This window comes from Ralstonia sp. UBA689 (assembly GCF_002298975.1).
Classification (GTDB): Bacteria; Pseudomonadota; Gammaproteobacteria; order Burkholderiales; family Burkholderiaceae; genus Ralstonia.
In genome coordinates this window covers 36,752-62,118 of the sequence record NZ_DBMV01000033.1, presented here as the reverse complement: position 1 = coordinate 62,118, position 25,367 = coordinate 36,752, and the positions used below count along the sequence as shown (strand labels likewise).

Here is a 25,367-nt window from a genome sequence, read left to right as displayed (position 1 = left end):
TGACCCGAAGAATTGATGGGGCGCTGCCAGAGACTACGCGGTGTTCTGAAACTTCCCACGCCGGTACGAACCGGATCGGGTGCGAAGGGACTCTCTCAGCCGCACGGCCCATCCGTACGGCACCCCTGTTTCATCCAACGAGGCTGAATTTAAGCACAGGGCTGCCGCCGTTGCCAGCAGGAAAACCCGGTGGGTGACGGCGCGGGCGTTATTTCAGTCCAAACCCCTGCGTAATGTGCGGCAGCGCGCACCGACAACCCCGGTCTTGATCTGGCGCAACGCGGCCGCGTTTCACCTGTGCGACGCTCGATCCCTTTTCTATTACATTGCGGCGCAGCCGCAGGGAGTTGTCATGCTGGAGCGTCGCTTCACACTCGCGGGGCGCAGCCTCGTGCCCATCGTGCAGGGCGGGATGGGCGTGGGTATTTCGGCGCACCGGCTGGCCGGCGCCGTAGCGCGCGAGGGCGGCGTTGGCACCATCGCCAGCATCGACCTGCGACATCACCATGCAGACTTGGCAGCCGCCACCGAGAAGTCCCGCGACAAGGAGGCCATCAATGCCGCCAACCTCGTCGCGCTGGATCGGGAGATTCGCGCCGCGCGCGAGGGTGCCCAAGGCAATGGCCTGATCGCCGTAAATGTGATGAAGGCTGTGGAGTCACACGCCGCGCTGGTGCGGCAGGCTTGCGAGAGTGGCGCGGACGCCATCGTCATGGGTGCGGGCCTGCCGCTCGACCTGCCGGAGATGACAGCAGGGCATCCGAATGTGGCGTTGATCCCGATTCTTTCTGACTCACGCGGCGTGGGCGTGGTGCTCAAGCGTTGGATGAAGAAGGAACGGCTGCCGGATGCGGTGGTGATCGAGCACCCGTCGCACGCGGGCGGCCACCTGGGCGCGGCGCGCATCGAGGACCTGCGCGACGAGCGCTTCTCGTTCGCGCGCGTGCTGGACGAATGCCGTGAGTTGTTCGTCAAGCTGGGGCTGGCGGCGGAGCAGATTCCGATCATCCTCGCGGGCGGCATTGATTCGCATGCCAAGGTGCGGCATTGGCTGGATAAGGGCGCTGCCGCCGTGCAACTCGGCACTGCGTTTGCAGTGACGGAAGAAGGTGACGCGCACCCGCGCTTCAAGCGCGTGCTGACCGGCGCGGAGCAGGGCGACATTGCCGAGTTCGTCAGCGTGGCCGGGCTGCCGGCGCGCGCGGTGATGACGCCGTGGCTGTCGCGTTATCTGTCGCGTGAAAGCGCGCTGCAGGCCAAGGCCAAGGTGCGGGATTGCTTGCAAGGGTTCGATTGCTTGCAGACGTGCGGGCTGCGCGATGGTATCGGCAAGGTGGGGCAGTTCTGCATCGACCTGAAGCTGGCCCAAGCGCTGCGCGGGGATGTGGAGCGCGGGTTGTTCTTCCGCGGCGCGGGGAAGCTGCCGTTTGGGGAGGCGATTCGGCCGGTGCGGGAGTTGATGCATTACTTGCTGACTGGGGAAAAACCGGCGGTGAGTTGAACCGTTGCGGTTCATCCCTTGTTTCATCCCCTGCCGGGGATGAAACAAGGGATGCACCACCAAGCCCAGAAAAACAAAAAGCCAGCCCGAGAGCTGGCCCTTTGCCAATGAGCGCGCGCCGCCTCAGAACGGCGCACTAAACGTCAGCCTCACCCCCTGCTGCAGCCCACCCATCCCCGCCATCACGTTGTAGTCGAAGCCGAACGTGAGCGGCCCCGTACGGAACTTCGTCCCCAGCCCGATCTGCACTCGATCACGCCCGCTGTCTTGCGAGCTCTTTCTCTCGAGCGTTTGTGCGAAGTTCAGGGCCTGACTGCTGTCAGGCACTCCCCCGTCACGAGGGAATAGCGCGTGGGATTTGCATACCGGCAATCCATTGCACGTCGACAAACGGTGCAAGGCTGCGTGCTATCCCGTGGAAATCCCCCATCAGACCGGCGCAGCCTTTCTTATTTATTTTGACTGGCACATTGATCCGGACGTGACGCTAAAAAAAAGCCTCCCCATCCGTCAACACTGACTACCGGCAAAACCTTTGCCAGACAAGGATTTTTAGGCCTTTTTCCACCTTAATATTGCGGCGCCATCTCGTTAAAATAGTGTATATCGAGACGGCATAACTGGGCGTTGAGACACGGAGACCATTCATCATCCAAATATCGGCAAACGACCATTTCGGCATTTCCGAATTAAGAAGACATTGTGAAGCCACGCGCTAAAGAAACCCGCCTCTTCGCATTTGGATTTCCACCACGAGGATAGGCGACGCGCAATGGCGAGCGATTGCCCATCCAGCCACCCCGCCCCCTTCCACTCACCCGAGCCGCCACGGGTCTACCATGGGTTCACAGCCAAAGGTGACATTTCAGGAGGCCCGCCATGCCCACCGACGCCACCCACCGCGTCTTCAACCAAGTCGCGGACCTGACCGGTTTCAACCCACTCACGTCCGACACGACGCTGCAAGGCGCGCTCGAACGGCTGGGCGGCGGCTGGCATGCCGACACGCTGCGCGCCTTCGGTGACCAGCTCGGCGCTCCCGAGACCCTGCGGTGGGCTGCCGAGGCCAACCAGTACCACCCCGAGTTGCACACCCACAGCCGCACCGGCGAGCGCATCGACGCCATCCGCTTCGACCCGGCGTGGCATGCGCTGCTCGGCCTGATGCGCAGCCAGTGCCTGCAGGCGCTGCCGTTTGCCGACCCACGCCCCGGCGCCTGGGCCGCGCGCACCGCCGGCTACTTCATGCAGGCGCAGATCGAATCCGGCTCGCTGTGCCCGGCGACGATGACCTTCGCCAGCATCCCCGTGCTGCAGAAGGAGCCCGCGCTGTTTGCCGACCTTGGGCCCCGCCTCTACGCCCGCGAGCACGACGCGCGCGACCTGCCGTGGCGGCAGAAGGCCACCATCCTCATCGGCATGGGCATGACCGAGAAGCAGGGCGGCTCCGACGTGCGCAGCAACACCACCGTAGCCATTCCCCTGCGCGGCGAGGGGCGCGGCGCCACGTATGCGATTACCGGGCACAAGTGGTTTCTCTCTGCGCCGATGTGCGATGCGCATCTGGTAGTCGCACGCATGGGGGCGGAAGACGGGCCGCTATCGTGCTTCTTCGTGCCGCGCTTCCGAGACGACGGCAGCAAGAACCCGATCCAGATCCAGCGCCTGAAGGACAAGCTCGGCAACCGCTCCAACGCCAGCAGCGAAGTGGAGTTCCGCGGTGCGGAGGGCATCCTCATCGGCGAGGAGGGGCGTGGCATCCCGACCATCATCGAGATGGCCACGCACACGCGGCTGGACTGCGTGATCGGCAGCGCGGCCATCCTGCGTCACGCGCTGATGCAGGCGCTGCACCACGCGCGGCATCGCATGGCGTTCGGCCGCCTGCTGGTCGACCAACCGCTGATGCGCAATGTGCTGGCCGATCTCGCGCTCGAATCGCAGGCGGCGACCTTGCTGATGATGGAACTGGGCAACGCCTTTGAGCGTGCGGAGGCGGACCCGCTGGCCGCCGCCTGGAAACGCATCGTCACACCGGCCGCCAAGTTCTGGGTCTGCAAGCGCACCATCGAGGCCACGGGCGAAGCCATGGAAGTCTGGGGCGGCAACGGTTATGTGGAAGAAAGTCCGATGGCACGCCTGTACCGCGAGGCGCCGGTCAACTCCATCTGGGAAGGCTCGGGCAACGTGATGTGCCTGGACGTGCTGCGCGCCATCGCCCGCACGCCGGACGACGCGCAGCGCCTGGTGCACGACATCGGCAAGCGCGCGCAGGGCCACCGCGCCGTCCGTGCCGAACTGGCGGCATTGCAAGCGATGCTGCACCAGCCAGGCGACATACAGGAAACCTCGGCGCGCCGCATCGCCCAGGGGCTGGCGCTCACGGCGCAGGCCGCGCTGATGCTCGCCCACGCGCACCCCGACGACGCCGAGCGCTTCATCGCCAGCCGCTTTCACCATCAGCACGGCCGCGTGTTCGGCACGCTCGACGGTCACGCGCAAGAACTGGGCGCGGTGCTGCAACGCGCCTGGCCTGTGTGAAGAATGTCGGGGGCGACACCAGGTGAAAGCAGGATGAAAGACCCTAGGTAGGTGGGCCGCGCGCCCACGTCCGGCACAACAAGAACAAGCAGACAGGAGACATCCCCCCCGTGCCGTATCCGACCAGCGCAATGCTCGCGGCCGGCCTGGCGTTGTGCGCATTCCAGGCGGCTTCCGGGCCACGTCGCCCAACCCGGCGGACTACACGGTGGTCGGCAGCAACCTGGCGATGCCCCGCACGATCCTCGACGGCGAGGCCGAGCGCCTCTACAAGACGTGGTTCCAGCAGCCGATTCCGCCCAACAGCGTCAAGCTCGGCATTCCGATGAGCTTCCTGCTGCGCGACTCGTTCAAGTTCCCGACCGACAAGGTGGCGGACTGATTCCGCCCCGCTTTCAGACGGGTCTTTGAGGTGCTTGAGGGTATACCCGTAATCAGCGCATAATGCGCGCCCGTGGCGGCGCGTTCACATTGCTTCACGTTTGGCATTCCCCGGGGGGGGGAGTGACCGCGCGCCCCAGCCATTTCTGCGCATCCGAACGGGCTCGGCCCGGCAAACGATTGCACAGGATTGCCGCGTCGATCGGGCAACGGTGCGGCAACCGGCCATTAAAAGCCCGAACCCTCTCCTAGGACCTTTGACGATGCTGTTCCCTGCGCGCGCGTGGCTGCTGGCCGCGATTGCCGTTCCCACCGTTTTTGCTGTCGCTCCTGTCTCCCACGCCGTTGCCGCCACGCCGACGCTCGATCGCATTCGCGATTCCGGCACGGTGCACGTGGGCTACCGTGAAGACTCCATCCCGTTCTCGTATACCGACGGCGGCCGCCCCGTCGGCTACACGATCGACATCTGCTCGCGCCTGATCGATTCGCTGCGAACGTCGCTCAAGCGCCCCGACCTGAAGGTGCAGTACGTGCCGGTGACGGCCGCCAACCGCATGGACGTGATCGTCGCGGGCAAGGCCGACCTGGAATGCGGCTCGACCAACAACTCGCCGGACCGCCGCGAGAAGGTCGCCTTCACCATTCCGCACTACATCACCAAGGGCCGCATGCTGGTCAAGGCCAACTCTGGCATCCAGCAATGGGAAGACCTGCACGGCAAGACGGTGGTGGCCACACGCGGCTCGAGCAATGCCGAGCTCGCCCGCAAGCTCAACGAAACCGGCCTGTCCATGCACGTGGTGGACGCCAACGACCTGCGCGGCGCCTTTGCGATGCTGGCCGAGGGCCGCGCCAACGCGTTTGCCGGCGATGACATCCTGCTCTCCGGCATGCGCGCCACCGCCAAGAACCCCGCGGACTTCACGGTGACGGGCAAGACGCAGCTCGTGTCGTCGTACGCGATCATGCTCAGCAAGCAGGACCCCGAGTTCAAGAAGCTGATCGACCAGTCGATGACGCGCCTGATCGTCGATGGCGAGGTGCCGAAGCTCTACAAGAAGTGGTTTCAGCAGCCGATTCCGCCCAATGGGGTGAATCTGGAAGTGCCGATGAGCTATTTACTGCGCGACTCGTTCAATACGCCGACTGATAGCGCGGGGAACTAAGCTCTTGCTCGCGATCGCTTGGATTGTCGGGTGCAATGCTTGGCAATCCATTGATGCTGGTGGTGCATCCCTTATTTCATCCCCTGCCGGGGCTGACTCACTTTCTTTGTCTTGCCAAAGAAAGTAAGCAAAGAAAGGCGCGCCCGAGATGGCGACACCCTCCTTGAATTTGTGTCGCAGGGAGGGAGACGGGGCAAACTCGGCCTGAAGGGCCTCAGACAGGCCCCATCTCTTTTTCCTCCCTGCAACACAAATTCAAGGCGCCATCTAGGGCAGGGGACGGCCAAACCGTCTGGGCATGCGTTTTGGCGTCAAGGTGAGTTTCCGTCGATCGTGAATAGGCACTAAGCCGCTCGCTCAATGCACCTCGGCTGGCGACGCTTGCGCCGAGGTGCCTGCCACCACATTCAGCGTCGGCCGCCCGCCCTGGCGGATCAGGTCGGCCGCGCGCTCGGCGATCATGATGATCGGCGCGTTGGTGTTGCCGCCGATCAGCGTCGGCATGACCGAGCCGTCGATCACACGCAAACCCGTCATGCCGCGCACACGCAATTCCGGATCGACCACGGCCATCGCGTCATCCGCGCGGCCCATCTTGCAGGTGCCAACGGGGTGGTAAATGGTGTCCGCATGCTGACGGATCAGCGCGCGCACGGCTTCGTCGTCGGAGCCGTCGCCGCGGATACCTCCCGCGTACAACTCACGCCCGCCCAGCTCCGACAGCGGCCGCTGCGCAAAGATGTTCTTCACGGCGCGGAAGCCCGCCAGCATGCCGGCCATGTCGTCGGGGTCGGACAGGAAGCGGGGATCGATCAGCGGTGCGTCGCGCGTGTCGGCGGAAGCCAGGCGCACCTCGCCACGGCTCTTCGGGCGCAGCACGCACACGTGGCACGAATAGCCATGCCCGTAGTTGAACGTGCGGTTGTGGTTGTCGGCCATGGCGACCACGAAGTGCAATTGCAGGTCGGGTTCGGCCAGATCGGGGCGGCTCTTGATGAAGCCGCCGGCCTCGGCAAAGTTGGTGGCCAGCATGCCGCGCCGCTCGCGGCGGTAGCGCAGGATCTCGCCCAGCATGTGGGCACTGCCGCGCAGCGAATAGCCGATCAGGTCCAGGTTGAAGAGCTTCTTGTGCAGGATGATGTCGAGGTGGTCCTGCAGGTTCTGGCCGACGCCAGGCAAGTCCTGCACAACGGGAATGCCGAGCGCGCGCAGGTGTTCTGCCGGGCCCACGCCCGAAGCCATCAGCAACTGCGGTGAGCCGAACGCGCCGGAGGAGACGATCACTTCGCGTCGCGCTTGCAGCGTCTGCGTGCTGCCGCCGCGCTCCACCACTACGCCCGTCGCACGCTTGCCCTCGAAAACGATGCGCAGCGCCTGCGTGTCGGGCAGCACCGTCAACTGGCGGCGGCCCCGGTTGAAGGTGGCGTCGGCCTTGTTGCCGCCGTGCAGGTAGGCCCGTGCGGCGTTCCAGCGCTCGCCGTTGTATTGCGTGACCTGGTACAGGCCGACGCCCTCCTGGTCTGGGCCGTTGAAATCGTCGTTGCGGCGATAACCGGCCGCAGCGGCGGCGTCGACAAAGCGTTTCGGGATCGGATTGCCGGTGCGCAGGTCGCTCACGTGCAGCGGGCCGGTGCCGCCGTGCAGCGCGTCATCATCGCGGCCGGCAAAGCGCTCGTTGCCTTCCGAGCGCTTGAAGTACGGCAGCACATCGTTCCAGCCCCAGCCGACGCAGCCGAGCGATGCCCAGTGGTCGTAATCATTGCGCGTGCCGCGAATGTAGATCATCGCGTTGAGCGACGAGCTGCCGCCCAGCCCGCGCCCACGCGGCTGGTAGCCCTGGCGTCCGCCCAGGCCCGGCTGCGGCACGGTTTCGAAGGCGTAGTTGCGCTTGTTCTTGAACGGCAGCGACGCCGCGCACCCCGCCGGCACCCACACAGAGAAATGGTGATCGTGCGGCCCGGCCTCCAGCAGCGCGACCGTCACATCCGGGTCTTCGGTCAGGCGGGCGGCCAGCGCGCAGCCGGCCGAACCGGCGCCGACGATGACGTAGTCAAAAGTGAGGGAATCGCTGGCCATGGGTGTCTCCGGAGGGTCTTTTGTCTTGGGCGAGCGACGCCACCGGGCGCGCTGCCTGTCTTGACCCACATCCTAGGCGCCTCGGGATGTTTCAAACGGTCGAACTAACCCGCATTAGAGGCATCGTTCGATGTCATGCAGCAATGTCTGCATGGAGGTAGGCAAAGGCCTTTGCTGGAATGGGAGAACTGATATGTTGCGCAGCAGCAATTCGCTTATCGCGATCGCTTGCTGGCACGCACTGGCGGGCGCCGCTCCGCACACAGCACTGCCGTATCAGGTCATGGAAGGCTGCCTGGGCGACCATACTGCTTTGCAATTGCGCCCGTCTGCCTTTGCCAGGAACATCGCCATGCAACTTGCCGATTTGCCCGCCCCGCACCTGCTGCACATGCAGCAAACCTTCGAGGCCATGCGCGCCGCGCACCAGGCTGACATGCTGCCCGCTTGGGCTTTGCGCCGCGATCGGCTGGAACGCCTCAAGCGCCTTGTCATGGACAACCGCGACGCCATCGCCCAGGCCGTCAGCGCAGACTTCGGCAACCGCTCGCGGCAGGAGACCGAACTGCTGGAGATCTTCCCCAGCGTGGACGGCATCAAGCACGCGTTGTCGCATGGCAAGCGCTGGATGCGCGTGCAGCGGCGCGGCGTGAGCCTGTGGTTCCGGCCCGCCAGCACGCGGCTGATTCCGCAGCCACTGGGCGTGGCGGGCATCGTCGTGCCGTGGAACTACCCGATCTACCTGACCGTCGGGCCGCTGGTCTCGGCACTCGCGGCAGGCAATCGCGCGATGGTGAAGCTGTCGGAATACACGCCGCGCTTCTCGGCATTGTTTGCCGATCTGATCGAGCGCCATTTCGCCGCCGACGAGGTGCGCGTCGTCAACGGCGATGCTGCAGTCGCCGAGGCGTTCTCGCGGCTGCCGTTCGACCACCTGTTGTTTACGGGATCGACCAACGTCGGCCACCACGTCATGCGCGCGGCCGCCGACAACCTCACACCCGTCACGCTGGAGCTGGGCGGCAAGTCGCCGACCATCATCGGGCCCGATGCAGACTTCGACCGCGCCGTGGAACGCACGCTCGTCGGCAAGCTGCTCAACGCCGGCCAGACCTGCGTGGCGCCCGACTACGTGCTGCTGCCTGCCGGCACCGAACGGCGCTTTATCGACGCTGCACGCAAGCTGGTCGGCAAGATGTACCCAAACATGGCGAGCAACCGCGACTACACCACGCTCATCAGCCCGCGCCACTTCCAGCGCATGGCCAGCCTGGCCGACGAGGCGCGCGCGCAGGGCGCCCAGGTGCTGCCGCTCACCAACGCCGCGCCCAATGAAGCCACGCGCCAGTTCCCGCCCGCGCTCATCACTGGCGGCACCGACGACATGCGCGTGATGCAGGAAGAGATCTTCGGCCCGCTGCTGCCGCTGGTGCCGTACCGCACGCTGGGCGAAGCGATCGACTACATCAACGCCCGCCCGCGCCCGCTGGCGCTGTACCTGTTCGAGCGCAACGGCAGCACCGTCGACCGCGTGATGGCCAGCACCATTGCCGGCGGCGTGTGCATCAACGAGACGCTGCTGCACGTGGCGCAGGACGATCTGCCGTTTGGCGGCGTGGGCGCCAGCGGCATGGGCGCATACCACGGCATCCACGGATTCGAGCGGTTCTCGAAGATGAAACCGGTGTTCCGGCAGGCCACCCTCAACGGGCTGGGCCTGTTCCGCGCGCCGTACGGCAAGACGTTCGAGACGATGATGAAGCTGCTGGTACGTTGAGCGACGCGCTCAGGACGTCCACATCGGCGCGATGGAGAGCGCCAACAGCGCACCGAGCACAGCATTGAGCACCCGCCACTGGCGCGGCGTTTTCAGCAGCCGCGCCAGCACGATGCCCGCCGCACACCACAGCGACAACGACACCAGCGCGGCCAGCCCGAAGGTGGCACCCAGCAATGCCGCCAGTTGCAGCGGGCCGCTCGCCAGCATTGCAAACGAAGCCGCCGCACCCAGCGCCATCGCCCAGCCTTTCGGGTTCAACCACAGCAGACAGGCGCCGCCCAGCAGCGTGGTCGGCACCGTCGCGGCGGCATTGAGGTTGGGCGGGCCGCTGCGTGCCACCCTCCATGCGAGCCACAGCAGGTAGGCCGAACCCGCTGCCTTCATCGTCAGCAGCAGCCCCGGCGCGGCCATCAGCAACCCGGCCAACCCGGCTGCCGCGCCCGCCGCCAGCGAAGCCAGCCCAACGGCAATCCCCATCATCAACGGAATCGAGCGCCGAAAGCCGAATTGCGACCCCGATGCCGTCGCCAGGGTCGTGGCCCCGCCGGGCGATACCGTAGACACCACGGCAAACAACACCAACGGCGCGATGGAGGAAAACACTTCGGCGGGCATGGGCGGCACCTTCAGGGTAGGTGATGAATGGCTCACTGTAGAGCGCGCCAAACCATTAGCAAATCGAAGGTTTTTGATCCTGCGCATTAGCTTCTAGAATGCTTCGATGGCCAAGAACCTCGACATCACCCTCGTCCGCACCTTCGTTGCCGTGGCGGAAAACGCCAGCATGACGGTGGCGGCCAACGCGCTACACCTCACGCAAGGTGCCGTCAGCCAGCAGATCAAGCGGCTCGAAGACGCCTTTGAATGCCGCCTCTTCGAGCGCGACGGCCGGCGGCTCGAACTCACGCACGCAGGCGAACGCTTCCTCGGCCGGGCCAAGCGCCTGCTCGCGCTCAACGACGAAGTCTGGGCCGAGATGGCAGCCCGCCCGCTGCAAGGCCCCGTGCGCCTGGGCGTGCCGTATGACCTGGTCGGCACCGTGTTCCCGCCCATCCTCAAGGCGTTTACCGAGGCATGGCCTTCGGTGGAGCTGACCCTCGTGTGCGGCGCCTCGCCCAAACTGGCTGAAGGCATTGCGCGCGGTGAGCAGGACATTGCCGTGGTCGAAGCCCCGACGGACGAAGCCACTGGCGAATGCCTGTGCGTGGAGCGGCTGGTGTGGGTGGGCGCGCGCGGCGGCAGCGCGCATGCCAAGCGGCCGCTACCGCTGTCAATGGTGGATGAGAGCTGCGCCTTCCGCGCCCGCGTGCTCAAGGCGCTGGGCGCGCACGGCATTGAATGGCGCACGGTGTTCGAAAGCGGCAACATCGAGGCCACCACCGCCACGGTGCGCACGGGGCTGGCCGTAACCGCATGGCTCACGCCGACGGTGCCGGGGGACCTGGACATTCTCGGGCCCGAGGCCGGGCTGCCTGAGTTGCCGATGTTTGCGATCAGCTTGCTGTTGCCCGCGCAGGGGGCGAGCCAGGCCGCACAAGCGCTGGCGCAATGTATTCGAGACGGATTCTCTACGCGGCAAAGCGCGGTGGAGCGCAAGCGCGCGGCTTGATCTTCGATCGACTGCCTATCTGGCATCCCCGGCCCGCCCCGGGGACGCGTCAATCCGTTGTTATGCGGCGGAAACCCGCCGCCGCTCTATGGCGGCCAACACCTCCCACGTGCGCGGATCAACGTCGCTCCCCCCGAGCGACATCGACACATATGCGTCGATGGCATCGATAAAGCCCTTCACGAATGCCGACGGATACGCGTGTTCCGAGAAGTAGGTGAGCTGCTCGCGCAGCATGCCCGGCCGGCGCTGGCCGTAGGTACGCATGTCGGTGCGCGTGCGGCACAGAAAGGCACGCGCCGATACCGCACCATCCAGGTAGATACGGTTTTTGGTCAGAGACATGCGGCACCTCCCGGTTGCGTGGGAAGACTGTGTCGCCAAGGGGGCGGGGAGGGATAAGACGCGGGGCGATGCCCGCTGAGTGCGGTTGCCATGTGGCCTCCGGGGATAGGTTGATGGAGGCTCGCCGCTCGCTGCTAAACGAGGGTGGCGGGCCTGACGACGGCGTTAGCAGACCGGCCCTATCCCAGCTACCGGCAGACCCGAAGGTCTCACCGCCCGGCCCGCCGCAAAAAGCATAGGCGTGCACAAGCACCGGACACAAAAACGCCGCGCAGAGGCGGCTGTCCGTCTGGGAAAAGGGAGGATGGGCTGCTAAACCCGGTCACCGCGAAGGCGGCGACGGTGGGGATTATAGCGAATAGTGGAGTTACCACCCATACTCGCCAATCAAGAAAGCGCTTGCGCAACAAGACAGGCGAAAATAGCATCATTCCTGTAGAAAAATTACATAGGTTTACCAGAGCCGAATATCTCCATCAATCACCACCTCAACCGAAAAGGACGAGAGCATGCCGAGGCTGGCCTCTGTAGTTATTCGTAGATTTAAGCGCCTTGAGGAGATCGAGCTACCAATCTCGGACGTAACCTTATTGATTGGCGCAAACAATGCTGGAAAAAGCAGTGTTCTACAGGCGATTCACTTTGCTGTGGCGATTGCACAATCTGCCCGACTGATTGGCGAAGGGGTCGCTTGGCAAAAGGATGCCTTTGAACTCTCCTTTAACCCTGCCCAGCTCCTATATTCACCGATATCAGATGTTCTTTCGCTAGCGACTGGCGGAACCCTGCAAGAACCTCGGCCCAGCCAGATCGAGATTGAGTTGAGAGACGAGGATGGCGGAAGATGTACCGTCGGTCTGCGAAGAGGGCGGAATCGAAATATCGCCGTTTCGATTGTTGGGCGTCAGATTGGAGAGCGGCTGATGGACCTGACTCAGCCGTTCACAGTCTATGCGCCGGGCCTAGCCGGTATCCCCAAAGAGGAGCGATTTCTTTCACCGGGCGTCGTCAGGCGAATCGTAGCGCGCGGAGATGCGAACCTAGCATTGCGCAATGTACTGCGCATGCTCCGTGAGGATGAAGCAAGGTGGGATGCGTTTGTTCAGGACATGCAATCAATTTTCGGTGCAATCACTATCGAGATTGATTTCGATGTGAACACCGATGAATCTATCGAGGTCTATTTTCAGTTTCCGGGGGGGCCGAGGCTTCAGGTCGATGCGGCTGGGACATCTGTTCTCCAAGCATCCCAGATACTTGCCTACATTTCATTGTTTCAACCCCAAGTCTTGATTCTGGATGAGCCGGATTCGCACTTACACCCTGACAATCAACGCGCGCTTTGCGATCTAGTTTTCCGTCTAGCTGCAGAACGAGGATTCCAAGCCCTTATCAGCACACACTCTCGCCACGTTCTTGACTCCTTGAAGGACCGAGGCCGAGTTATTTGGCTTAGCAAAGGAAGGTCGGTTGAGCAACCTGACCTCAACTCAACTGCAGTTCTAATGGATTTAGGCGCACTGGATTCCGTTGACTACTTTGCTGACGGCCATACACGCTGTGTTGTCGCCACCGAGGATAGTGATAAAGATGCGTTACGCGCACTGTTGTGGAGCAACGACTTTGTTGAGGCAGATACCGAGGTAGCGTCATATGCGGGTTGTGCCAAGGTGGACGCCGCGCTCGTCTTGGGCGATTTCCTTAGCGACAAAGCACCTCACGTGCGCTTGGTTGTTCATCGTGATCGCGACTACATGAGCGACGGCAGAGCACAAGATTTTGAGACCAAGCTGGAAAATGCGGGAGTATCTGCCTTTTTGACGGCTCATAGCGACATCGAGGGACACTTTTTGAATGCAGACCACCTGCATCACTTGAATCCCGAGGTTCCCTTAGCTCGCATACAAGAGTTAATACAGACAGCCATTCAGGAAACTAGAGAACGATCGCTCGAAGCAATCGTGAACTTACGCACCGAAGAGGCATTCCGGAACAGAAACAACGGCGGCGGAGCACCAAATCACGGAGCAATTGCAGTACAGGCAGAGCATGATCTGCGTGAAAACGAGGCACGATTCTGTCGCGGCAAGGTGGTACTCGGGAGGTTGATGGCTCTATTGCAGCAGGAGCTAGGGGGAAATCCGCGAATCTATTTCCCATCTCAGTTTCTTCGTTTTGATGGGTTGTCTGGCATCGCACGCTCAATTTGGTAACCAACGTGATCGTGGGCCGCGCAAAGACCAAAAGAAGCGCGCTCGAAGCATATGGAATGGCTTCGGCAACCCGAATCGCGGTGATGAACTGATTTGGGTCACCTTGCTACCTGTCACCCCAAAAAAACAAAACCCCGCCAACCGGCGGGGTCCCCAAATCCTTTCGAGCCAGCAAATCAATCAAGCCTGCGGCGCAGCCCCATCGTCCGGTGCGGCTTGTTCGCCTTCGGCCTTGGTCTGGTCTTCCTTCTTTTCCAGCATCTCTTCCAGCGCGCCCGCGCCCTTGAAGCCGGCAACGGCGGCCACGGCCTTGGTCAGCAGGCCGGCATCCGGATCGACTTTCTCGGCGGCTTCGACAGCGGCGACAGCGCCTGCGATCTTGCCCACTTCATCCAGCAGTCCCATGGTCACTCCATTTGGTCGAACGGGAGAGCCATGTTCCCACCAAGCCGGGGCTGGAGCGCAAACAAAGTAAAAAATTTCCGCGCGTTTGCGTTTGCGTAGACCGCGCGTCACGCGCGGTGCCGGCGCGCTTACTCGGTTTCCGCGCCGGCAGGCGTGACGGCGAGCGCAGCGAGGCGTGCGCGTGTGCTCTCGGTGAGCGCAGCCGATTGGCGCGTGGTGGTGTCGATCTGCACGATTACCGTCTGCGCGGTGGCGGCACAGCGGCCATTCTGGAAGATCGCCTGATCGAGCTTGACCGAGCTGCGCCCGATGTTCGCCACACGCGTGCCGATCTGCACCGAGCCCGGCCAGAGGATCTCGTTGCGGAAGTCCAGCACGAGCTGGGCGATGACGAACTCGCAACCGGGCGCCGCCAGCGGGTTGTCGGGCGTGAAGAGCATTTCCACGCGGCCCGTTTCCAGGTACGTGGCGAAGACGGCGTTGTTGACGTGGCCCTGGCGGTCGGTGTCGCCGTAGCGGAGCTTGTCGGTGGATTGAAGCGGGAAGTCGGTGATCGCGGGCGTGGTCATGTGGGGCTGTAGGTCTGGTGAACCTGTGCATTCTGCCTGCCTTCCTGTGCAACCGCTGACGGCGCTGCCGTACCATGCCGCTCAGGTTGACTCGTATCAACGCGCCCCTTCCAGCAGGCTTTACCTTGGTAGTAGGCGTCGACCGCGCATCGGGCGCGGCCGCAGACATGGCAAGGAGGCCACATGAAGACCCTCGTATTGGCAACGGACGGCTCGAGCTATTCCGACGCAGCCGCGCGCTGCATCGCAGATAAGACGCTGTTCGGCAGTGACGTGACCGTGCATGTGGTCCACTGCATGCCCGACCTGTCGGGCGATATCAAATCACTGGTCGGCAAGGCGGAGGTTGACGCTTGGTACGCGGAGGAAAGCGCCGGCGCCATGCGCTCCGTCTGCGCGATCCTGACCGAGGCGGGCGTACCGTTCGAGCAGCACGCAATGGTGGGCTTCGCGCCGGACCGCATCGTTCACCACGCGAAGAGTGCAGGCGCGGCCGCCATCGTCATGGGCTCGCACGGGCGCGGCGTGTTTGTGGAGGCGATCATGGGGTCGGTCGCTGGGCGCGTGGTGGCCCATGCGGAATGCCCGGTGGTGCTGGTGAAGGCGCCCAAGGCGTAGCTTTACGGCGCGCGCGATCTCCGCACATTTTGCGGAGATTAGCCCGCCGATTCTCCGCATACTCCGCCTGGGCATCGCAGTGGGCGTAGCTTGGTACAGCCTGCTGGACAAACCGGGCGGCTGATGACTGTCACAGCCGTGCGGCACGGCATGGTCTAGGATGAAGGCACTTTTCGTCACATCCGAGAGGACACCACCATGCCGGATCGCCGCACCGCCCGCCTTGCCCTCGCCCTGACGGGCGCCGCCCTGTTTGCCACGGCCACGCCGTCGTTCGCGTATTTCCGTGAGGTGCTGGCCAGCACCATCATCGGCTCGATGAGTCAGACGGAGTTGAAGTCGTTCACCAAGGCCATCGGCAACACGCTGGTCAACACGGCCGACAACACGCCCGCGCAATGGGCGTGGCCCGCCAAAGGCAAGCAGCCCGCCATCGACGCCACCATCACCCCACTGGAGAGCAAGACCGACGCCGGCCAATCATGCCGACGTCTGCAGAGCGAGCTGACGCGCGGCTCCAGCAAGGAGCAGTGGACAGCCTGGCTGTGCAAGCAACCGAGCGGCGAGTGGAAACTGCGCAGGTTGGCGCAGTAAGCCCCTAAGCCCAGTTCCGGCCTCAGCACTGCCACAGAAATTTCACCTGCCCCGCATGGTGTGCGCACTGGAAGAGGTAGGCGCAGCCACCGCCAAAGTTCATCGCCGTATGGGCATCCGGTCCTTCCTCCAGTTGCGCGGCCAGGTGCATCGGTGCGCCGCAGGCGGGGCAGGCGGGCGTCTCGTCGGCCTGCAGCCAGGATGGCGTGCCATGCAACTGGCCGAGCACTTGGCGGCCGGACTGGCCAGCGTGCTCGCACCATAGGCGGCGAGCCGCTTCGTAGTCGTCGGCATCTTGCACCGCAGTGCGCGCGCCGAAGGTGGTCTCGCGCAGGGTCAAACCCTCGGCGGGTGGCTCGGCCAGGGTAAGCGGCCCGGTCGGCACGAACACTGCAAGGTTGCCGCCTCCGTTGGCATCCCATTCATCACAGCAGCCGGGGTCGTTCTGGCACATGAAGACCAGCAGCAGCCCGGCCGGATGGTCGGCTGTCGCCTCGACACCGATCTGCCCCTGGAACTGCATCGGCTGCTTGCAGGTGGCACAGCAGGGCCATGTGAAGGGCGCGTCGGTCGGCACCAGCGGACGCCCGCCGAAGCGGGTCTGCACGGCGTGTTCGTCGGGCGCGGGGGCATGCAAGAGCAGCGTCACCATGGCAACTCATCTCAGGTCGGATGAAGGAAGACTGGCCAGCCGGATCGGTCTGTATTGTGCCGCAGGCGCCAGACGCGGTGGCGCCACATCGCGTGGCCGCCTATGGGGCATCTAAGTCTGCCCGGGCAGAGTGCTGTGGAATCGCCCGGCATCCCCGCCGATGAACGCGCACGCGTGCGGTCCGTTCTACTGCGTGCTGGCTAACGAGACCACGAGTTCGGGGCTGGGGCCGTCGATCGTGAGCACGGTGGTGCAGCGCCTGGGCTGGGAGGTCGAACCGGGCGAGGCTGGCGGCTCCAAACGCGGGCTGCGGGTAACGGTGCAACTGCCCCAGGCCTGACACGGACCGGAAGTCAGCCGCTGCGCGCCGCTTATCGCTGTGCGCGGAACACCAACGCCAGCCCCAGCAGGATCATCGCCGCGCAAGCCCTGCACTCAGGATGACGCTGCCGCGCGCGGCGATTCCACATACACCCCGTGCCACAGGCTCACCTTGCCCGCGTGGTCGAAGCGCAGCAGCAGCATCGCCTCGAAAGCGTCGACAGCGCCGTGCGTGCGCGCAATCGAAGCGCGCATGCCGAGCAGCACGCCGGCGTCATCCGCCACCGTCTGCGTTATCTCGTAATCGATGGCTGCGATGGTGTGCTTGAAGCCGTCGAGAAACGTTTTGTAGTTCTCGTGGCTGGCGTCGTAGCGCCGCCCGTTGGCGAAAACGACAAACTGCGGGGCAAAGCGCTCGGCGATGACGGCCTCGGAGAGCGCCGTATCGTGCCGCAGGTGCTGGCGGTTCCAGTCGAGCAGGGCGTGCGCGAGTTGAAGGTTGCGCTCGGCGCGGACGGTCTGCGTGGTCTCCGTTGTCATGGAGAGCCGCGAGGCCGCGGGTGCGTTCTACCGTTCTATTTCAGGTACGACTTGATCACCTGCAGCACGGCATCGAGGTCTTCCTGGCGCTGCGCCTCGGTCGGCTCCTTGACCACGTGATCCGTCAGGTGCCCTTCAATGACGGCCGCCATCAGGCCGTTGACCGCGCCGCGAATGGCAGCGATCTGCTGCAAGATCGCCGTGCAATCGCCCTCCTGCGCGAGTTGGTTTTCCAAAGCGGCCGCCTGCCCCTGGATGCGCCGCACGCGCGCCAGCAGCTTGGCTTTATCGCGAATGGTATGTGCCATGGATGAAGGGCTTCGGGTGGATTGCAGACGCGGGAGGCTAGCATAAATATACTGGGGGCCAGTATACTGCGCCGATTCAAAAAACTGCTCTTTCCGCCACCCATGACCGCCTTCACCACCCTGTTGCAGCAAGGCAATGCCTGGCTGTTCGTCCCGAGTGCGATCCTGCTCGGTGCGCTCCATGGCCTGGAGCCGGGGCATTCCAAGACGATGATGGCGGCGTTCATCGTCGCCATCCGGGGCACGCTCTCACAGGCCGTGCTGCTGGGCCTGTCGGCCACGGTCTCGCATACGGCGGTGGTGTGGGCAGTGGCCATGGCAGGCCTGTACTTCGGCCGCAACTGGAATGCAGAGACGACCGAGCCGTATTTCCAGGTCGCTTCCGCCGTGCTGATCGTCGCCGTGGCAGGTTGGATGATCTGGCGCACGTGGCGCGGCCATAGCGCGGCGCACGAGCATGATCACGGCCATGACGACGTCAAGCACATCGACACCGGCCACGGCGTCGTCCGGCTGGAAGTGTTCGAAGACGGCGTGCCGCCGCGCTTCCGGCTTGCACGCGAAGGCACGCGCGGCCATGCGTGGTCAGCAGATCAGGTGCAGATCGTCACCGAACGCCCCGATGGCAGCCGGCAGGCATTCAGCTTCGTGCAACGCGACGGCTTCCTGGAATCGGAGCAGACCATTCCCGAGCCGCACGCCTTCGTGGCGCGCCTGTCGCTCGGGCACGAGCATCATCGGCACGACTACGACGTCGAGTTCGCCGAGCATGATCACGGCGGGCTGGATGTCTCGTCCGACGACTACCAGGATGCGCACGAGCGCGCGCACGCCAACGACATCCGCCGCCGCTTCGCCAATCGTGCGGTGACCACGGGTCAGATCATCGTGTTCGGCCTGACCGGCGGGCTGATCCCGTGCCCGGCATCCATTACCGTGCTGCTGCTGTGCCTGCAGCTCAAGAAGATCTCGCTGGGCGCGACGCTGGTGGTGTGCTTCAGCATCGGTCTGGCGCTGACGATGGTCGCCTCGGGCGCGCTGGCGGCACTCAGCGTGAAGCATGTCTCCAAACGCTGGAGCGGCTTTGGCGAGTTCGCGCGCACGGCGCCGTATTTCTCGGGTGTGCTGATTGCGCTGGTGGGGCTGTACGTGGGCTGGCAGGGCGTGCGGGGGGTGATGCAGTTGTCGTAGCGGTGGCGTCCCGCGTGCGTGTGGATATTGCGTCAGGCGCACGCGCTCCCGAGACTGCATCCGTTGCCGGCCGGCCCGCGTATCAGCAGGTACAGGCCGGCCGGCGCGATCAGGTTCTCGTCAATGCAGTGTCAGGTTTGCATCGATGGCGCGACCAACCTGTGGGATCGAGGCGGCAAGGCGCCGCCAGCGACCCGATGGGATGCCGCCTCCGGCGGCGCACGTTCACTGCATCAGGAGTTCATCATGCACACCCGCACTCGCCGCCTTTCGCTGGCATTGTTCGCCACGCTTTCAGCTTCCGCCGCACTGTTTCTCGCACAACCTGCGTCGGCCGCCCAGACGAGGTTCGACCCCTATACGCAAGGCGCCATCGACAAGGCGGACCCGTTCACGCAAGGCGCAGATCGTCAGGCCGACACCTATGGCTACCTGGCCTGGAAATACGATCGCTTCGACCCCTACGGGCAAGGCGCCAATCGTCAAACGAACGCGCATGACGCGCTCGCATGGCGCAGCGACACGAACTATCCGAGCGATGCACGGGGCGCGCGTGCGTGACGAGCGGCGGTGCGCATGAGGAGGCCCGGCGCGCATGCAGGGCCTTCCTCGCGCACGAGGGGCTCAAGCGCGCGCCAGCATCAGTTCCAGGTTCTGCACCGCCGCGCCCGACGCGCCCTTGCCAAGGTTGTCGAACACCGCGGTCAAGAGCACTTGGCCATGGGCCGCATTGCTGAACACACCCAGACGCATGTCGTTGGTGCCGTTGAGCGCTTGCGGGTCCAGATGCGTCAGTTCGGATGACGCCTCCAGGGGCATCACCTGCACGTGCCGCGTGCCGGCGTAGTGATCCGCCAGGCAGGCATGCAGCTTGGCCGCATTGGCACCCGGCGCGAGCAGCCGCACTTCGAGCGGCACCGTAAGCACGATGCCCTGGCGGAACGCGCCGTAGGCTGGCACGAAGATCGGCCGCTGCGTGAGCCCGGCGTGCTGCTGAATCTCCGGCGTGTGCTTGTGCGCGAGGCCCAGCCCGTATACCTGGAGCGCCGGCGCGTTCGATGCTTCGGGCCCTTCGTACTGCTCAACGGCCGCGCGGCCGCCGCCCGAATAGCCGGACACCGCGTGAATGCTGACGGGGTAGTCCGCCGGCACCAGCCCCGCCCAGACCAACGGGCCCAGTAGCCCGATCGCCCCGGTCGGATAGCAGCCGGGATTGGTCACGCGCGCGGCCGTGGCAACGCGCTGCGCCTGACCAGCCGTCATCTCCGGAAAACCGTACGTCCAGCCTGGCGTGGTGCGATGCGCGGAGCTGGCATCGATCACACGCACGTTCGGGTTGACGATGGACGCCACCGCCTCGCGCGCCGCGGCATCGGGCAGACACAGGATGGCGATATCGCAGGCGTTGATGGCCTCGGCGCGGCGGGCCGGGTCTTTGCGAAATTCGGCGGGCAGCGTCAGCAATTGCAAGTCCTGCAAGTCCTTGTGGCCGCGCAGGCGTTCGTGGATCTGCAGGCCAGTGGTGCCTTGGTCGCCGTCGATGAAGATCAGGGGAGCGGACATGGCGGGAGTCTCCAGTGGGGTTGGTGGGCAGGCGCGTGTGAAGCGTGTGTGCCGTTATCTTCGGGCGCAGCCTAGAATGTGAAAAGTTGAATTTCACAACCACCACATTCATGTTTTCTGAATCAGCCAACCGACCCTGAGAGAGCGATGCGAGAGATCAGCCTGGACCGTCTGCGCACCTTGGTGGAAGTGGCCGACCGCAACTCGTTTGCCGACGCGGCACGCGCGCTGCACCTGGCACCGCCCACGGTCAGCCTGCACATTGCCGAGCTGGAGAGCCGCGTGGGTGCGCCACTGCTCTCGCGCAAGCGTGGGGAGGTGCGGCCGACGGCCATCGGCGAGGCGATGGTCGAACGCGCCCGCAAGCTGCTGGCCGATGCCGAACAGGCGCTCGACGATATCCAGCGCCAGGTGCAGGGCTTGAGCGGGCGCGTGCGGCTGGGGGCTTCCACCGGCGCGATCGCGCACCTGCTGCCGCAGGCGCTGGAGGCGCTGCGCCAGGACCACCCAGGCATCGACGTGCAGGTGGCGGTGCTCACCTCGCAGGAAACGCTCGCGGGGCTGACCGATGGCGCGCTCGACATCGGGCTGGTGGCCCTGCCGCAGTCGCAGGTGGCGGGGCTGGCGATCAAGCCGTGGCGGCGCGATCCGGTGGTGGCCTTCCTGCCCGCGCACTGGCAGAGCCCGGCGCGCATCACGCCCACCTGGCTGGCCGCGCAGCCGCTGATCCTGAACGACGCCACCACGCGGCTCTCGCGCCTGACGACGGAATGGTTCGCGGCCGACGGCCACCACCCCGCGCCGCGCATCCAGCTCAACTACAACGATGCGATCAAGAGCCTCGTGGCCGCCGGCTATGGCGCGACGCTGCTGCCGCATGAGGCATCAGCGCCGCTGTCGGACGCGCGCATCGTCATGCGGCCGCTGCGGCCGGCACTGTGGCGCGAGCTGGGGATCGCGCACCGGGCCGGGCATATCGAGCGCTCCACGCAGCACGTGCTCGACGTGCTGTGGGCGCTGCGGGTGAAATAGCCCGTTGCTCCCCTTGACGCATCGGTCAGGAGCAGAATCCTGCTGAATAGAGTTTGACTTCTTGTGTCGCGATAACTATCGTAAGATATATTTTTAGACACAAATAGGCGCCGCCACCAGCGTGCGCCCACTCCTTTCCTTCGCCCTCATGCCCCGACTTGACCCCACCCGAGAGCGCCGCCTGCTCTGGCTGCTCGCGCTCACGCAGTTCACCGTCGTCATGGATTTCATGGTGATGATGCCGCTCGGGCCGCAAATCATGCACACGTTTGGCATCGGCCCGGCGGCCTTCGCCACAGCGGTGTCGGTGTATTCGCTGTGCTCGGGCGCCTCGGGCCTGCTGGCCGCCACCTATACAGACCGCTTCGACCGTCGCCGCCTGCTGCTGACCGTCTACGGCTTGTTCACGCTGGCCAACCTGGCCTGCGCGCTGTCGGGCAGCTACGCCATGCTGCTGTTTGCACGTGCCTTTGCTGGGCTCACGGGCGGCGTGCTCGGGTCGATCGTTCTCGCCGTCCTGGCCGATGTGATTCCGCCCGCGCGGCGCGGGGCCGCCACCGGCGTGGTGATGTCGTCGTTTGCGCTGGCGGCCATGGCAGGTGTGCCGGTGGGCGTGGCGCTAGGGGCGCACCTGGGCTGGACGGCGCCGTTCTTCCTGCTGACCGCGCTCACCGTGCTGATCTGGCTGGGCGCGCGGCAGACCATTCCGCCGCTCACCGAACACCTCAGCGGCACCAGCCAGACGCCCGGCCAGATCCTCACGGGCCTGTGGCAGTTGCTGACCAACCCGCGCCATCTGCGTGCCTTTCTGCTGACCTTCGTGATGATGGGCTCGCACATGCTGGTGATTCCGTTCATCTCGCCGGTGCTGGTGGCCAACCATGGCGTGGCGCCGCAGGATCTGGCATGGCTGTATGTGGCGGGTGGTGCGGCGTCGTTCTTCAGCTCGCGCGCCGTCGGCAAGCTGGCCGACCATTACGGGCGCCGCCGCGTGTTCGTGGTGGCCGCGTTGCTGGCCTTCATTCCGGTGCTGGTGATGACGCACCTGCCGGATTGGCCGTTTGTCGGCATCCTGCTGTTCTTCCCGTGCTTCATGGTGATCCTCTCCAGCCGCATGGTGCCCATGCAGGCGCTGATGACGACGGTGCCCTCCCCGCAGGTGCGCGGCGCGTTTCTCTCGGCCAACAGTGCGGTGATGTCGGTGGGCACGGGCATCGGCGCATGGCTGGGTGGGCTGCTGCTCACCAATGGCGCCAACGGACACATTGACGGCTACGGGCTCAATGGCTGGCTAGCTGTGGTGGCGGGGCTGTTCTGCGTGTTCCTGGTGCACCGGGTGAAGGGATCGAACGAGCACGGCGATCCGTCGCTCGCGTCGCCGTCCGCACCGCAAACCACGCATACTGAACAGGCCTGAACCTTCAACCTTCACTCCGCTTCCAGCACCGTCTTGAGTTTCACCAAGTCTCGCTGTACCCATTCCGCGTCGGCCTCAAACTGCGCATCGTCCATGTTGGGTGGCTGGAACAGCGTGAGCGAAACGGTGGTGCCGGCCCCGTTGCGCACCACCCGCAGCGGCACGTAGACGACGGTGTCGTCAGGCAGGCGGACCCAGTGGTCGGCAATGCCGAACTCGTTGGGCGGGCTGAAGCGGATGAATACGGTGCCCCCAGCGCCCTCCGGCGCCTGCGCAATCCACTCGCCGGGCGCCGCGCCCGAACCCTGCGTGCCGGGTGTGAGCCCCGTCGACAGGCCGGTCGCCCAGGTGGGGAAATTCAGCGGCTCGGCCAGGAAGGCGGCCACGTCATCGAAATGACGCGCGACGTTGATGCTGAGGGTGCGGACGGGGTGCAGCATGCTGCCTCCAAAATCGGCGGAACGCGGTCGGGATGCGGCCGATCGACCGAGTATAGGCGGGCGCTCCTCCGCCTTGCTGGCCGCTCAGGCCAAGGGCTTGCGAAAGCTGATCGCCAGCCGGTTCCACGTATTGATGGTGCAGATCAGCAGCGTCAGGTCAACCAACTCCGCATCGGAAAACTGCGCGCGCACGGCGTGCCACACATCGTTGGGCACGTGCGTTTGGCCGACCAGCGTGACGGCTTCCGTCCAGGCCAGCGCGGCGCGTTCGCGGTCGGTGAAAAGCGGCGTTTCGTGCCAGACCGAAACGGTGGCGAGGCGCCGATCGTCTTCGCCGGCACGGCGCGCGTCGGCGGTGTGCAGGTCAATGCAGTAAGCGCAGCCATTGATCTGCGAGGCACGCAGGCGCACGAGTTCGGTCAGGGGTTTTTCGAGCGTGCTCTTGCCGAGGGCTTTCTCCAGGCCCATAACGGCCTGAACGGCGGCGGGACTGCTCTTGGTGTAATCGAGACGAGCTTCCATGATCGGGCATCCGTAGCGTGGGACGGATGCCAGATTAGCGTTCTGGTGGCCCCGAAAAAAGCACCAATCGGCGTGACTTTCAGGTAGCCACCCTGGCCAGAGCCTCCGACAGCTTGCTGAGCCCGGCATCGATTTCCGCCACGTTCACGTGCCCGTAACCGAGCAGCAGCCCCGGCTGCGGCGGCAGTGCCACGTGCATCCTGGCCGTGCCGTACAGGCCCACGCCCACGCTCTCGGCCAGCTTCACCACGGCCGCCTCCGACAATGGCGCCTGCAGTTGCGCCGCCATGTGGATGCCCGCCGCCGAGGGCATCGGCGCCAGCCACCGTTCAAGAGGCCCGCGCAGATGCCGCAGCAGTGCGTTGCGCCGCGCGGCGTATTCCTTGTGCATGCGGCGCAGATACTTGCCGAAATCGCCGTCGAGCATGAACTTGGCCAGTGCCGCCTGCGTGAGCGACTCGCTGTGCCAGTCGGCCACCTGCTTGGCACGCCGCAGGGGCACCACCAGCGAGGCCGGCGGCACCACGTAACCGATGCGCAGCTCCGGAAAGATCGTCTTCGAGAAGGTGCCGACGTAGGCCACGCAACCGGCCGCATCCAGGCTTTTGAGCGATTCCATCGGCCGGCCGTCGAAGCGGAATTCGCTGTCGTAGTCGTCTTCGATGATGAGCGCGTCATGACGCTGCGCCCACTCGAGCAATTGCGCGCGGCGCGCCAGGCTCATCGGCATGCCCAATGGGAACTGGTGCGACGGCGTTACGTAGACGAGCCGGGCGTGCGGCGGCAGGGCGTCGACGATCAGGCCCTCGGCATCCACCGGCACCGGCACAACGTTGGCCCCCAACGCCTGCAGTGCAATGCGCGCGGGCGGATAACCGGGGTCTTCCACCGCTACCGTGTCGCCGGGGCGCACCAGCACGCGGGCAATCAGGTCGATGGCCTGCTGCGCGCCATGCATGACGACAATATCGCCCCAGGCACAGACCACTGCGCGGCTGAACGCCAGGTAGCGCGAGATGGCCAGGCGCAGCGCCTGGTCGCCGGCCGGGTCGTGATACGCGCCGCGCCCGCGCGCCTGCTGGCGCAGCGCATGCGCGACGCAACTGCGCCACTTGTCGAACGGGAAGAGACGCTTCTCCGTCACGCCGCCCACGAAGTCGTAGACCACGCTTGTGCGCGGCATGGGCAGCACGTCGGGCACGTCGTTCCATGGCGTGGCGAAGGTACGCACAGACGGCGCCGACGACGCGAGCTGCGCGGCCGTCGACGCCTGCAGCATGCGTCCGGCCAAACCCTGCGTCGCCTCGGCCACGAAGGTGCCGGAACCGGCGCGCGAGTGCAGATAGCCTTCGGCGATCAGGCGTTCGAACACATCGAGCGTGGTCTTGCGCGACACCCCGATCTGCTGCGCAAGATCGCGTGTGGAGGGCAGCCGCTCGCCCGGCACGAGCCGGCCGTCGAGGATGGCGGTGCGCAACTGGCGGTAGAGCTGGCCGGCAAGATCGTGCCGGCCGTGGATCGTCAAATGGACATCCATCGTGGACGCAGAGAGCGGTGGGGCTGCGCCATTCTACGGAGCC

General features: G+C 64.9%; 26 protein-coding genes, 1 pseudogene and 1 riboswitch. Of the genes and pseudogenes, 14 read left to right on the top strand and 13 right to left on the bottom strand.

Annotation, left to right across the window (positions count from 1 at the left end; translation table 11 throughout):
• Positions 1-35 precede the first annotated feature (35 nt).
• Positions 36-137, bottom strand: a riboswitch (TPP riboswitch).
• A gap of 215 nt (positions 138-352) precedes the next feature.
• Positions 353-1,501 (top strand): NAD(P)H-dependent flavin oxidoreductase, encoded by a 1,149-nt coding sequence (locus B4F51_RS14790; RefSeq protein ID WP_296226689.1) that lies wholly within the window; start codon positions 353-355, stop codon positions 1,499-1,501.
• A gap of 123 nt (positions 1,502-1,624) precedes the next feature.
• Here B4F51_RS14790 and B4F51_RS14785 read toward each other — a convergent pair whose 3' ends face one another.
• Entirely contained in the window at positions 1,625-1,828 is a 204-nt protein-coding gene (locus tag B4F51_RS14785) for a hypothetical protein (RefSeq protein ID WP_296226688.1), read from the bottom strand.
• Positions 1,829-2,380: 552 nt separating this feature from the next.
• Here B4F51_RS14785 and B4F51_RS14780 point away from each other — a divergent pair.
• The 3 genes and pseudogenes from B4F51_RS14780 (at position 2,381) to B4F51_RS14770 (ending at position 5,592) form a co-directional block, all read left to right on the top strand.
• On the top strand, positions 2,381-4,042 hold the full coding sequence (locus B4F51_RS14780) for an acyl-CoA dehydrogenase family protein (RefSeq protein WP_296226687.1): 1,662 nt from the start codon (positions 2,381-2,383) through the stop codon (positions 4,040-4,042).
• 226 nt (positions 4,043-4,268) lie between these two features.
• Positions 4,269-4,424: pseudogene (locus B4F51_RS14775) on the top strand (amino acid ABC transporter substrate-binding protein); the annotation flags it as partial.
• A gap of 262 nt (positions 4,425-4,686) precedes the next feature.
• A complete protein-coding gene (locus B4F51_RS14770; RefSeq protein WP_296226686.1) occupies positions 4,687-5,592 on the top strand; it encodes an amino acid ABC transporter substrate-binding protein in 906 nt (301 codons plus the stop codon).
• Between the two features lie 357 nt (positions 5,593-5,949).
• On the opposite strand, the gene B4F51_RS14765 is transcribed toward B4F51_RS14770, so the two are convergent.
• A complete protein-coding gene (locus B4F51_RS14765; RefSeq protein WP_296226685.1) occupies positions 5,950-7,668 on the bottom strand; it encodes a GMC family oxidoreductase in 1,719 nt (572 codons plus the stop codon).
• Positions 7,669-8,020: 352 nt separating this feature from the next.
• Here B4F51_RS14765 and B4F51_RS14760 point away from each other — a divergent pair, with 352 nt between their 5' ends.
• Complete coding sequence (locus B4F51_RS14760) at positions 8,021-9,445, top strand: coniferyl aldehyde dehydrogenase (protein ID WP_296226684.1); 1,425 nt, start codon at positions 8,021-8,023, stop codon at positions 9,443-9,445.
• A 9-nt stretch (positions 9,446-9,454) separates the two neighbouring features.
• Here the strand turns inward: B4F51_RS14760 and B4F51_RS14755 are convergent, their stop codons facing one another.
• Positions 9,455-10,063 (bottom strand): LysE family translocator, encoded by a 609-nt coding sequence (locus B4F51_RS14755; protein ID WP_296226683.1) that lies wholly within the window; start codon positions 10,061-10,063, stop codon positions 9,455-9,457.
• A 106-nt stretch (positions 10,064-10,169) separates the two neighbouring features.
• Here B4F51_RS14755 and B4F51_RS14750 point away from each other — a divergent pair, with 106 nt between their 5' ends.
• Positions 10,170-11,057 (top strand): LysR substrate-binding domain-containing protein, encoded by an 888-nt coding sequence (locus B4F51_RS14750; protein WP_296226682.1) that lies wholly within the window; start codon positions 10,170-10,172, stop codon positions 11,055-11,057.
• A gap of 60 nt (positions 11,058-11,117) precedes the next feature.
• Here the strand turns inward: B4F51_RS14750 and B4F51_RS14745 are convergent, their stop codons facing one another.
• Complete coding sequence (locus B4F51_RS14745) at positions 11,118-11,402, bottom strand: hypothetical protein (RefSeq protein WP_296226681.1); 285 nt, start codon at positions 11,400-11,402, stop codon at positions 11,118-11,120.
• A gap of 509 nt (positions 11,403-11,911) precedes the next feature.
• On the opposite strand from B4F51_RS14745, the gene B4F51_RS14740 reads away from it, so the two are divergent.
• Positions 11,912-13,615, top strand: a complete 1,704-nt coding sequence (locus B4F51_RS14740; RefSeq protein WP_296226680.1) for an AAA family ATPase — start codon at positions 11,912-11,914, stop codon at positions 13,613-13,615.
• 180 nt (positions 13,616-13,795) lie between these two features.
• On the opposite strand, the gene B4F51_RS14735 is transcribed toward B4F51_RS14740, so the two are convergent.
• Together B4F51_RS14735 and B4F51_RS14730 are read right to left on the bottom strand one after the other, a co-directional pair.
• The gene (locus B4F51_RS14735) at positions 13,796-14,020 is read right to left on the bottom strand and encodes a hypothetical protein (RefSeq protein WP_296226679.1); all 225 of its coding nucleotides are present in this window, start codon (positions 14,018-14,020) and stop codon (positions 13,796-13,798) included.
• Between the two features lie 128 nt (positions 14,021-14,148).
• Positions 14,149-14,589: an acyl-CoA thioesterase gene (locus tag B4F51_RS14730; RefSeq protein WP_296226678.1), complete on the bottom strand. Its 441-nt coding sequence runs from the start codon at positions 14,587-14,589 to the stop codon at positions 14,149-14,151.
• A gap of 183 nt (positions 14,590-14,772) precedes the next feature.
• Here B4F51_RS14730 and B4F51_RS14725 point away from each other — a divergent pair, with 183 nt between their 5' ends.
• A complete protein-coding gene (locus tag B4F51_RS14725) occupies positions 14,773-15,207 on the top strand; it encodes a universal stress protein (RefSeq protein ID WP_296226677.1) in 435 nt (144 codons plus the stop codon).
• A gap of 198 nt (positions 15,208-15,405) precedes the next feature.
• Positions 15,406-15,801, top strand: coding sequence for a hypothetical protein (locus tag B4F51_RS14720; RefSeq protein ID WP_296226676.1), 396 nt, complete (start codon positions 15,406-15,408; stop codon positions 15,799-15,801).
• Positions 15,802-15,823: 22 nt separating this feature from the next.
• On the opposite strand, the gene B4F51_RS14715 is transcribed toward B4F51_RS14720, so the two are convergent.
• The gene (locus tag B4F51_RS14715) at positions 15,824-16,453 is read right to left on the bottom strand and encodes a hypothetical protein (protein ID WP_296226675.1); all 630 of its coding nucleotides are present in this window, start codon (positions 16,451-16,453) and stop codon (positions 15,824-15,826) included.
• 130 nt (positions 16,454-16,583) lie between these two features.
• On the opposite strand from B4F51_RS14715, the gene B4F51_RS14710 reads away from it, so the two are divergent.
• Positions 16,584-16,793, top strand: a complete 210-nt coding sequence (locus tag B4F51_RS14710) for a hypothetical protein (RefSeq protein ID WP_414706773.1) — start codon at positions 16,584-16,586, stop codon at positions 16,791-16,793.
• Positions 16,794-16,888: 95 nt separating this feature from the next.
• Here B4F51_RS14710 and B4F51_RS14705 read toward each other — a convergent pair whose 3' ends face one another.
• Positions 16,889-17,314, bottom strand: a complete 426-nt coding sequence (locus tag B4F51_RS14705; RefSeq protein WP_296226674.1) for a nuclear transport factor 2 family protein — start codon at positions 17,312-17,314, stop codon at positions 16,889-16,891.
• A 35-nt stretch (positions 17,315-17,349) separates the two neighbouring features.
• Entirely contained in the window at positions 17,350-17,622 is a 273-nt protein-coding gene (locus tag B4F51_RS14700) for a metal/formaldehyde-sensitive transcriptional repressor (protein ID WP_296226673.1), read from the bottom strand.
• Positions 17,623-17,724: 102 nt separating this feature from the next.
• On the opposite strand from B4F51_RS14700, the gene B4F51_RS14695 reads away from it, so the two are divergent.
• Together B4F51_RS14695 and B4F51_RS14690 are read left to right on the top strand one after the other, a co-directional pair.
• A complete protein-coding gene (locus B4F51_RS14695) occupies positions 17,725-18,813 on the top strand; it encodes a nickel/cobalt efflux protein RcnA (protein ID WP_296226672.1) in 1,089 nt (362 codons plus the stop codon).
• A 246-nt stretch (positions 18,814-19,059) separates the two neighbouring features.
• On the top strand, positions 19,060-19,374 hold the full coding sequence (locus B4F51_RS14690) for a hypothetical protein (RefSeq protein ID WP_296226671.1): 315 nt from the start codon (positions 19,060-19,062) through the stop codon (positions 19,372-19,374).
• Between the two features lie 63 nt (positions 19,375-19,437).
• On the opposite strand, the gene argC is transcribed toward B4F51_RS14690, so the two are convergent.
• Positions 19,438-20,376, bottom strand: a complete 939-nt coding sequence (argC, locus tag B4F51_RS14685; protein ID WP_296226670.1) for an N-acetyl-gamma-glutamyl-phosphate reductase — start codon at positions 20,374-20,376, stop codon at positions 19,438-19,440.
• Positions 20,377-20,523: 147 nt separating this feature from the next.
• Here argC and B4F51_RS14680 point away from each other — a divergent pair, with 147 nt between their 5' ends.
• Both B4F51_RS14680 and B4F51_RS14675 read left to right on the top strand, forming a co-directional pair.
• A complete protein-coding gene (locus tag B4F51_RS14680; protein WP_296226669.1) occupies positions 20,524-21,408 on the top strand; it encodes a LysR family transcriptional regulator in 885 nt (294 codons plus the stop codon).
• Between the two features lie 148 nt (positions 21,409-21,556).
• Positions 21,557-22,825: an MFS transporter gene (locus B4F51_RS14675; RefSeq protein ID WP_296226667.1), complete on the top strand. Its 1,269-nt coding sequence runs from the start codon at positions 21,557-21,559 to the stop codon at positions 22,823-22,825.
• 11 nt (positions 22,826-22,836) lie between these two features.
• Here B4F51_RS14675 and B4F51_RS14670 read toward each other — a convergent pair whose 3' ends face one another.
• The 3 genes from B4F51_RS14670 to B4F51_RS14660 all read right to left on the bottom strand — a co-directional run bounded on the left by B4F51_RS14670 (position 22,837) and on the right by B4F51_RS14660 (position 25,324).
• Complete coding sequence (locus B4F51_RS14670; protein WP_296226666.1) at positions 22,837-23,265, bottom strand: SRPBCC family protein; 429 nt, start codon at positions 23,263-23,265, stop codon at positions 22,837-22,839.
• A gap of 84 nt (positions 23,266-23,349) precedes the next feature.
• Positions 23,350-23,787, bottom strand: coding sequence for a carboxymuconolactone decarboxylase family protein (locus B4F51_RS14665; protein ID WP_296226665.1), 438 nt, complete (start codon positions 23,785-23,787; stop codon positions 23,350-23,352).
• Between the two features lie 79 nt (positions 23,788-23,866).
• A complete protein-coding gene (locus tag B4F51_RS14660) occupies positions 23,867-25,324 on the bottom strand; it encodes a PLP-dependent aminotransferase family protein (protein WP_296226664.1) in 1,458 nt (485 codons plus the stop codon).
• Positions 25,325-25,367: the final 43 nt, after the last annotated feature.

Coding starts and splice junctions, on each gene's coding strand:
- B4F51_RS14700 (WP_296226673.1), bottom strand. CDS start 17,622: ATGGCACATACCATTCGCGATAAAGCCAAGCTGCTGGCGCGCGTGCGG.
- B4F51_RS14695 (WP_296226672.1), top strand. CDS start 17,725: ATGACCGCCTTCACCACCCTGTTGCAGCAAGGCAATGCCTGGCTGTTC.
- B4F51_RS14770 (WP_296226686.1), top strand. CDS start 4,687: ATGCTGTTCCCTGCGCGCGCGTGGCTGCTGGCCGCGATTGCCGTTCCC.
- B4F51_RS14760 (WP_296226684.1), top strand. CDS start 8,021: ATGCAACTTGCCGATTTGCCCGCCCCGCACCTGCTGCACATGCAGCAA.
- B4F51_RS14675 (WP_296226667.1), top strand. CDS start 21,557: ATGCCCCGACTTGACCCCACCCGAGAGCGCCGCCTGCTCTGGCTGCTC.
- B4F51_RS14790 (WP_296226689.1), top strand. CDS start 353: ATGCTGGAGCGTCGCTTCACACTCGCGGGGCGCAGCCTCGTGCCCATC.
- B4F51_RS14720 (WP_296226676.1), top strand. CDS start 15,406: ATGCCGGATCGCCGCACCGCCCGCCTTGCCCTCGCCCTGACGGGCGCC.
- B4F51_RS14750 (WP_296226682.1), top strand. CDS start 10,170: ATGGCCAAGAACCTCGACATCACCCTCGTCCGCACCTTCGTTGCCGTG.
- B4F51_RS14735 (WP_296226679.1), bottom strand. CDS start 14,020: ATGGGACTGCTGGATGAAGTGGGCAAGATCGCAGGCGCTGTCGCCGCT.
- B4F51_RS14660 (WP_296226664.1), bottom strand. CDS start 25,324: ATGGATGTCCATTTGACGATCCACGGCCGGCACGATCTTGCCGGCCAG.
- B4F51_RS14780 (WP_296226687.1), top strand. CDS start 2,381: ATGCCCACCGACGCCACCCACCGCGTCTTCAACCAAGTCGCGGACCTG.
- B4F51_RS14715 (WP_296226675.1), bottom strand. CDS start 16,453: ATGGTGACGCTGCTCTTGCATGCCCCCGCGCCCGACGAACACGCCGTG.
- argC (WP_296226670.1), bottom strand. CDS start 20,376: ATGTCCGCTCCCCTGATCTTCATCGACGGCGACCAAGGCACCACTGGC.
- B4F51_RS14745 (WP_296226681.1), bottom strand. CDS start 11,402: ATGTCTCTGACCAAAAACCGTATCTACCTGGATGGTGCGGTATCGGCG.
- B4F51_RS14740 (WP_296226680.1), top strand. CDS start 11,912: ATGCCGAGGCTGGCCTCTGTAGTTATTCGTAGATTTAAGCGCCTTGAG.
- B4F51_RS14755 (WP_296226683.1), bottom strand. CDS start 10,063: ATGCCCGCCGAAGTGTTTTCCTCCATCGCGCCGTTGGTGTTGTTTGCC.
- B4F51_RS14690 (WP_296226671.1), top strand. CDS start 19,060: ATGCACACCCGCACTCGCCGCCTTTCGCTGGCATTGTTCGCCACGCTT.
- B4F51_RS14730 (WP_296226678.1), bottom strand. CDS start 14,589: ATGACCACGCCCGCGATCACCGACTTCCCGCTTCAATCCACCGACAAG.
- B4F51_RS14705 (WP_296226674.1), bottom strand. CDS start 17,314: ATGACAACGGAGACCACGCAGACCGTCCGCGCCGAGCGCAACCTTCAA.
- B4F51_RS14725 (WP_296226677.1), top strand. CDS start 14,773: ATGAAGACCCTCGTATTGGCAACGGACGGCTCGAGCTATTCCGACGCA.
- B4F51_RS14680 (WP_296226669.1), top strand. CDS start 20,524: ATGCGAGAGATCAGCCTGGACCGTCTGCGCACCTTGGTGGAAGTGGCC.
- B4F51_RS14670 (WP_296226666.1), bottom strand. CDS start 23,265: ATGCTGCACCCCGTCCGCACCCTCAGCATCAACGTCGCGCGTCATTTC.
- B4F51_RS14765 (WP_296226685.1), bottom strand. CDS start 7,668: ATGGCCAGCGATTCCCTCACTTTTGACTACGTCATCGTCGGCGCCGGT.
- B4F51_RS14665 (WP_296226665.1), bottom strand. CDS start 23,787: ATGGAAGCTCGTCTCGATTACACCAAGAGCAGTCCCGCCGCCGTTCAG.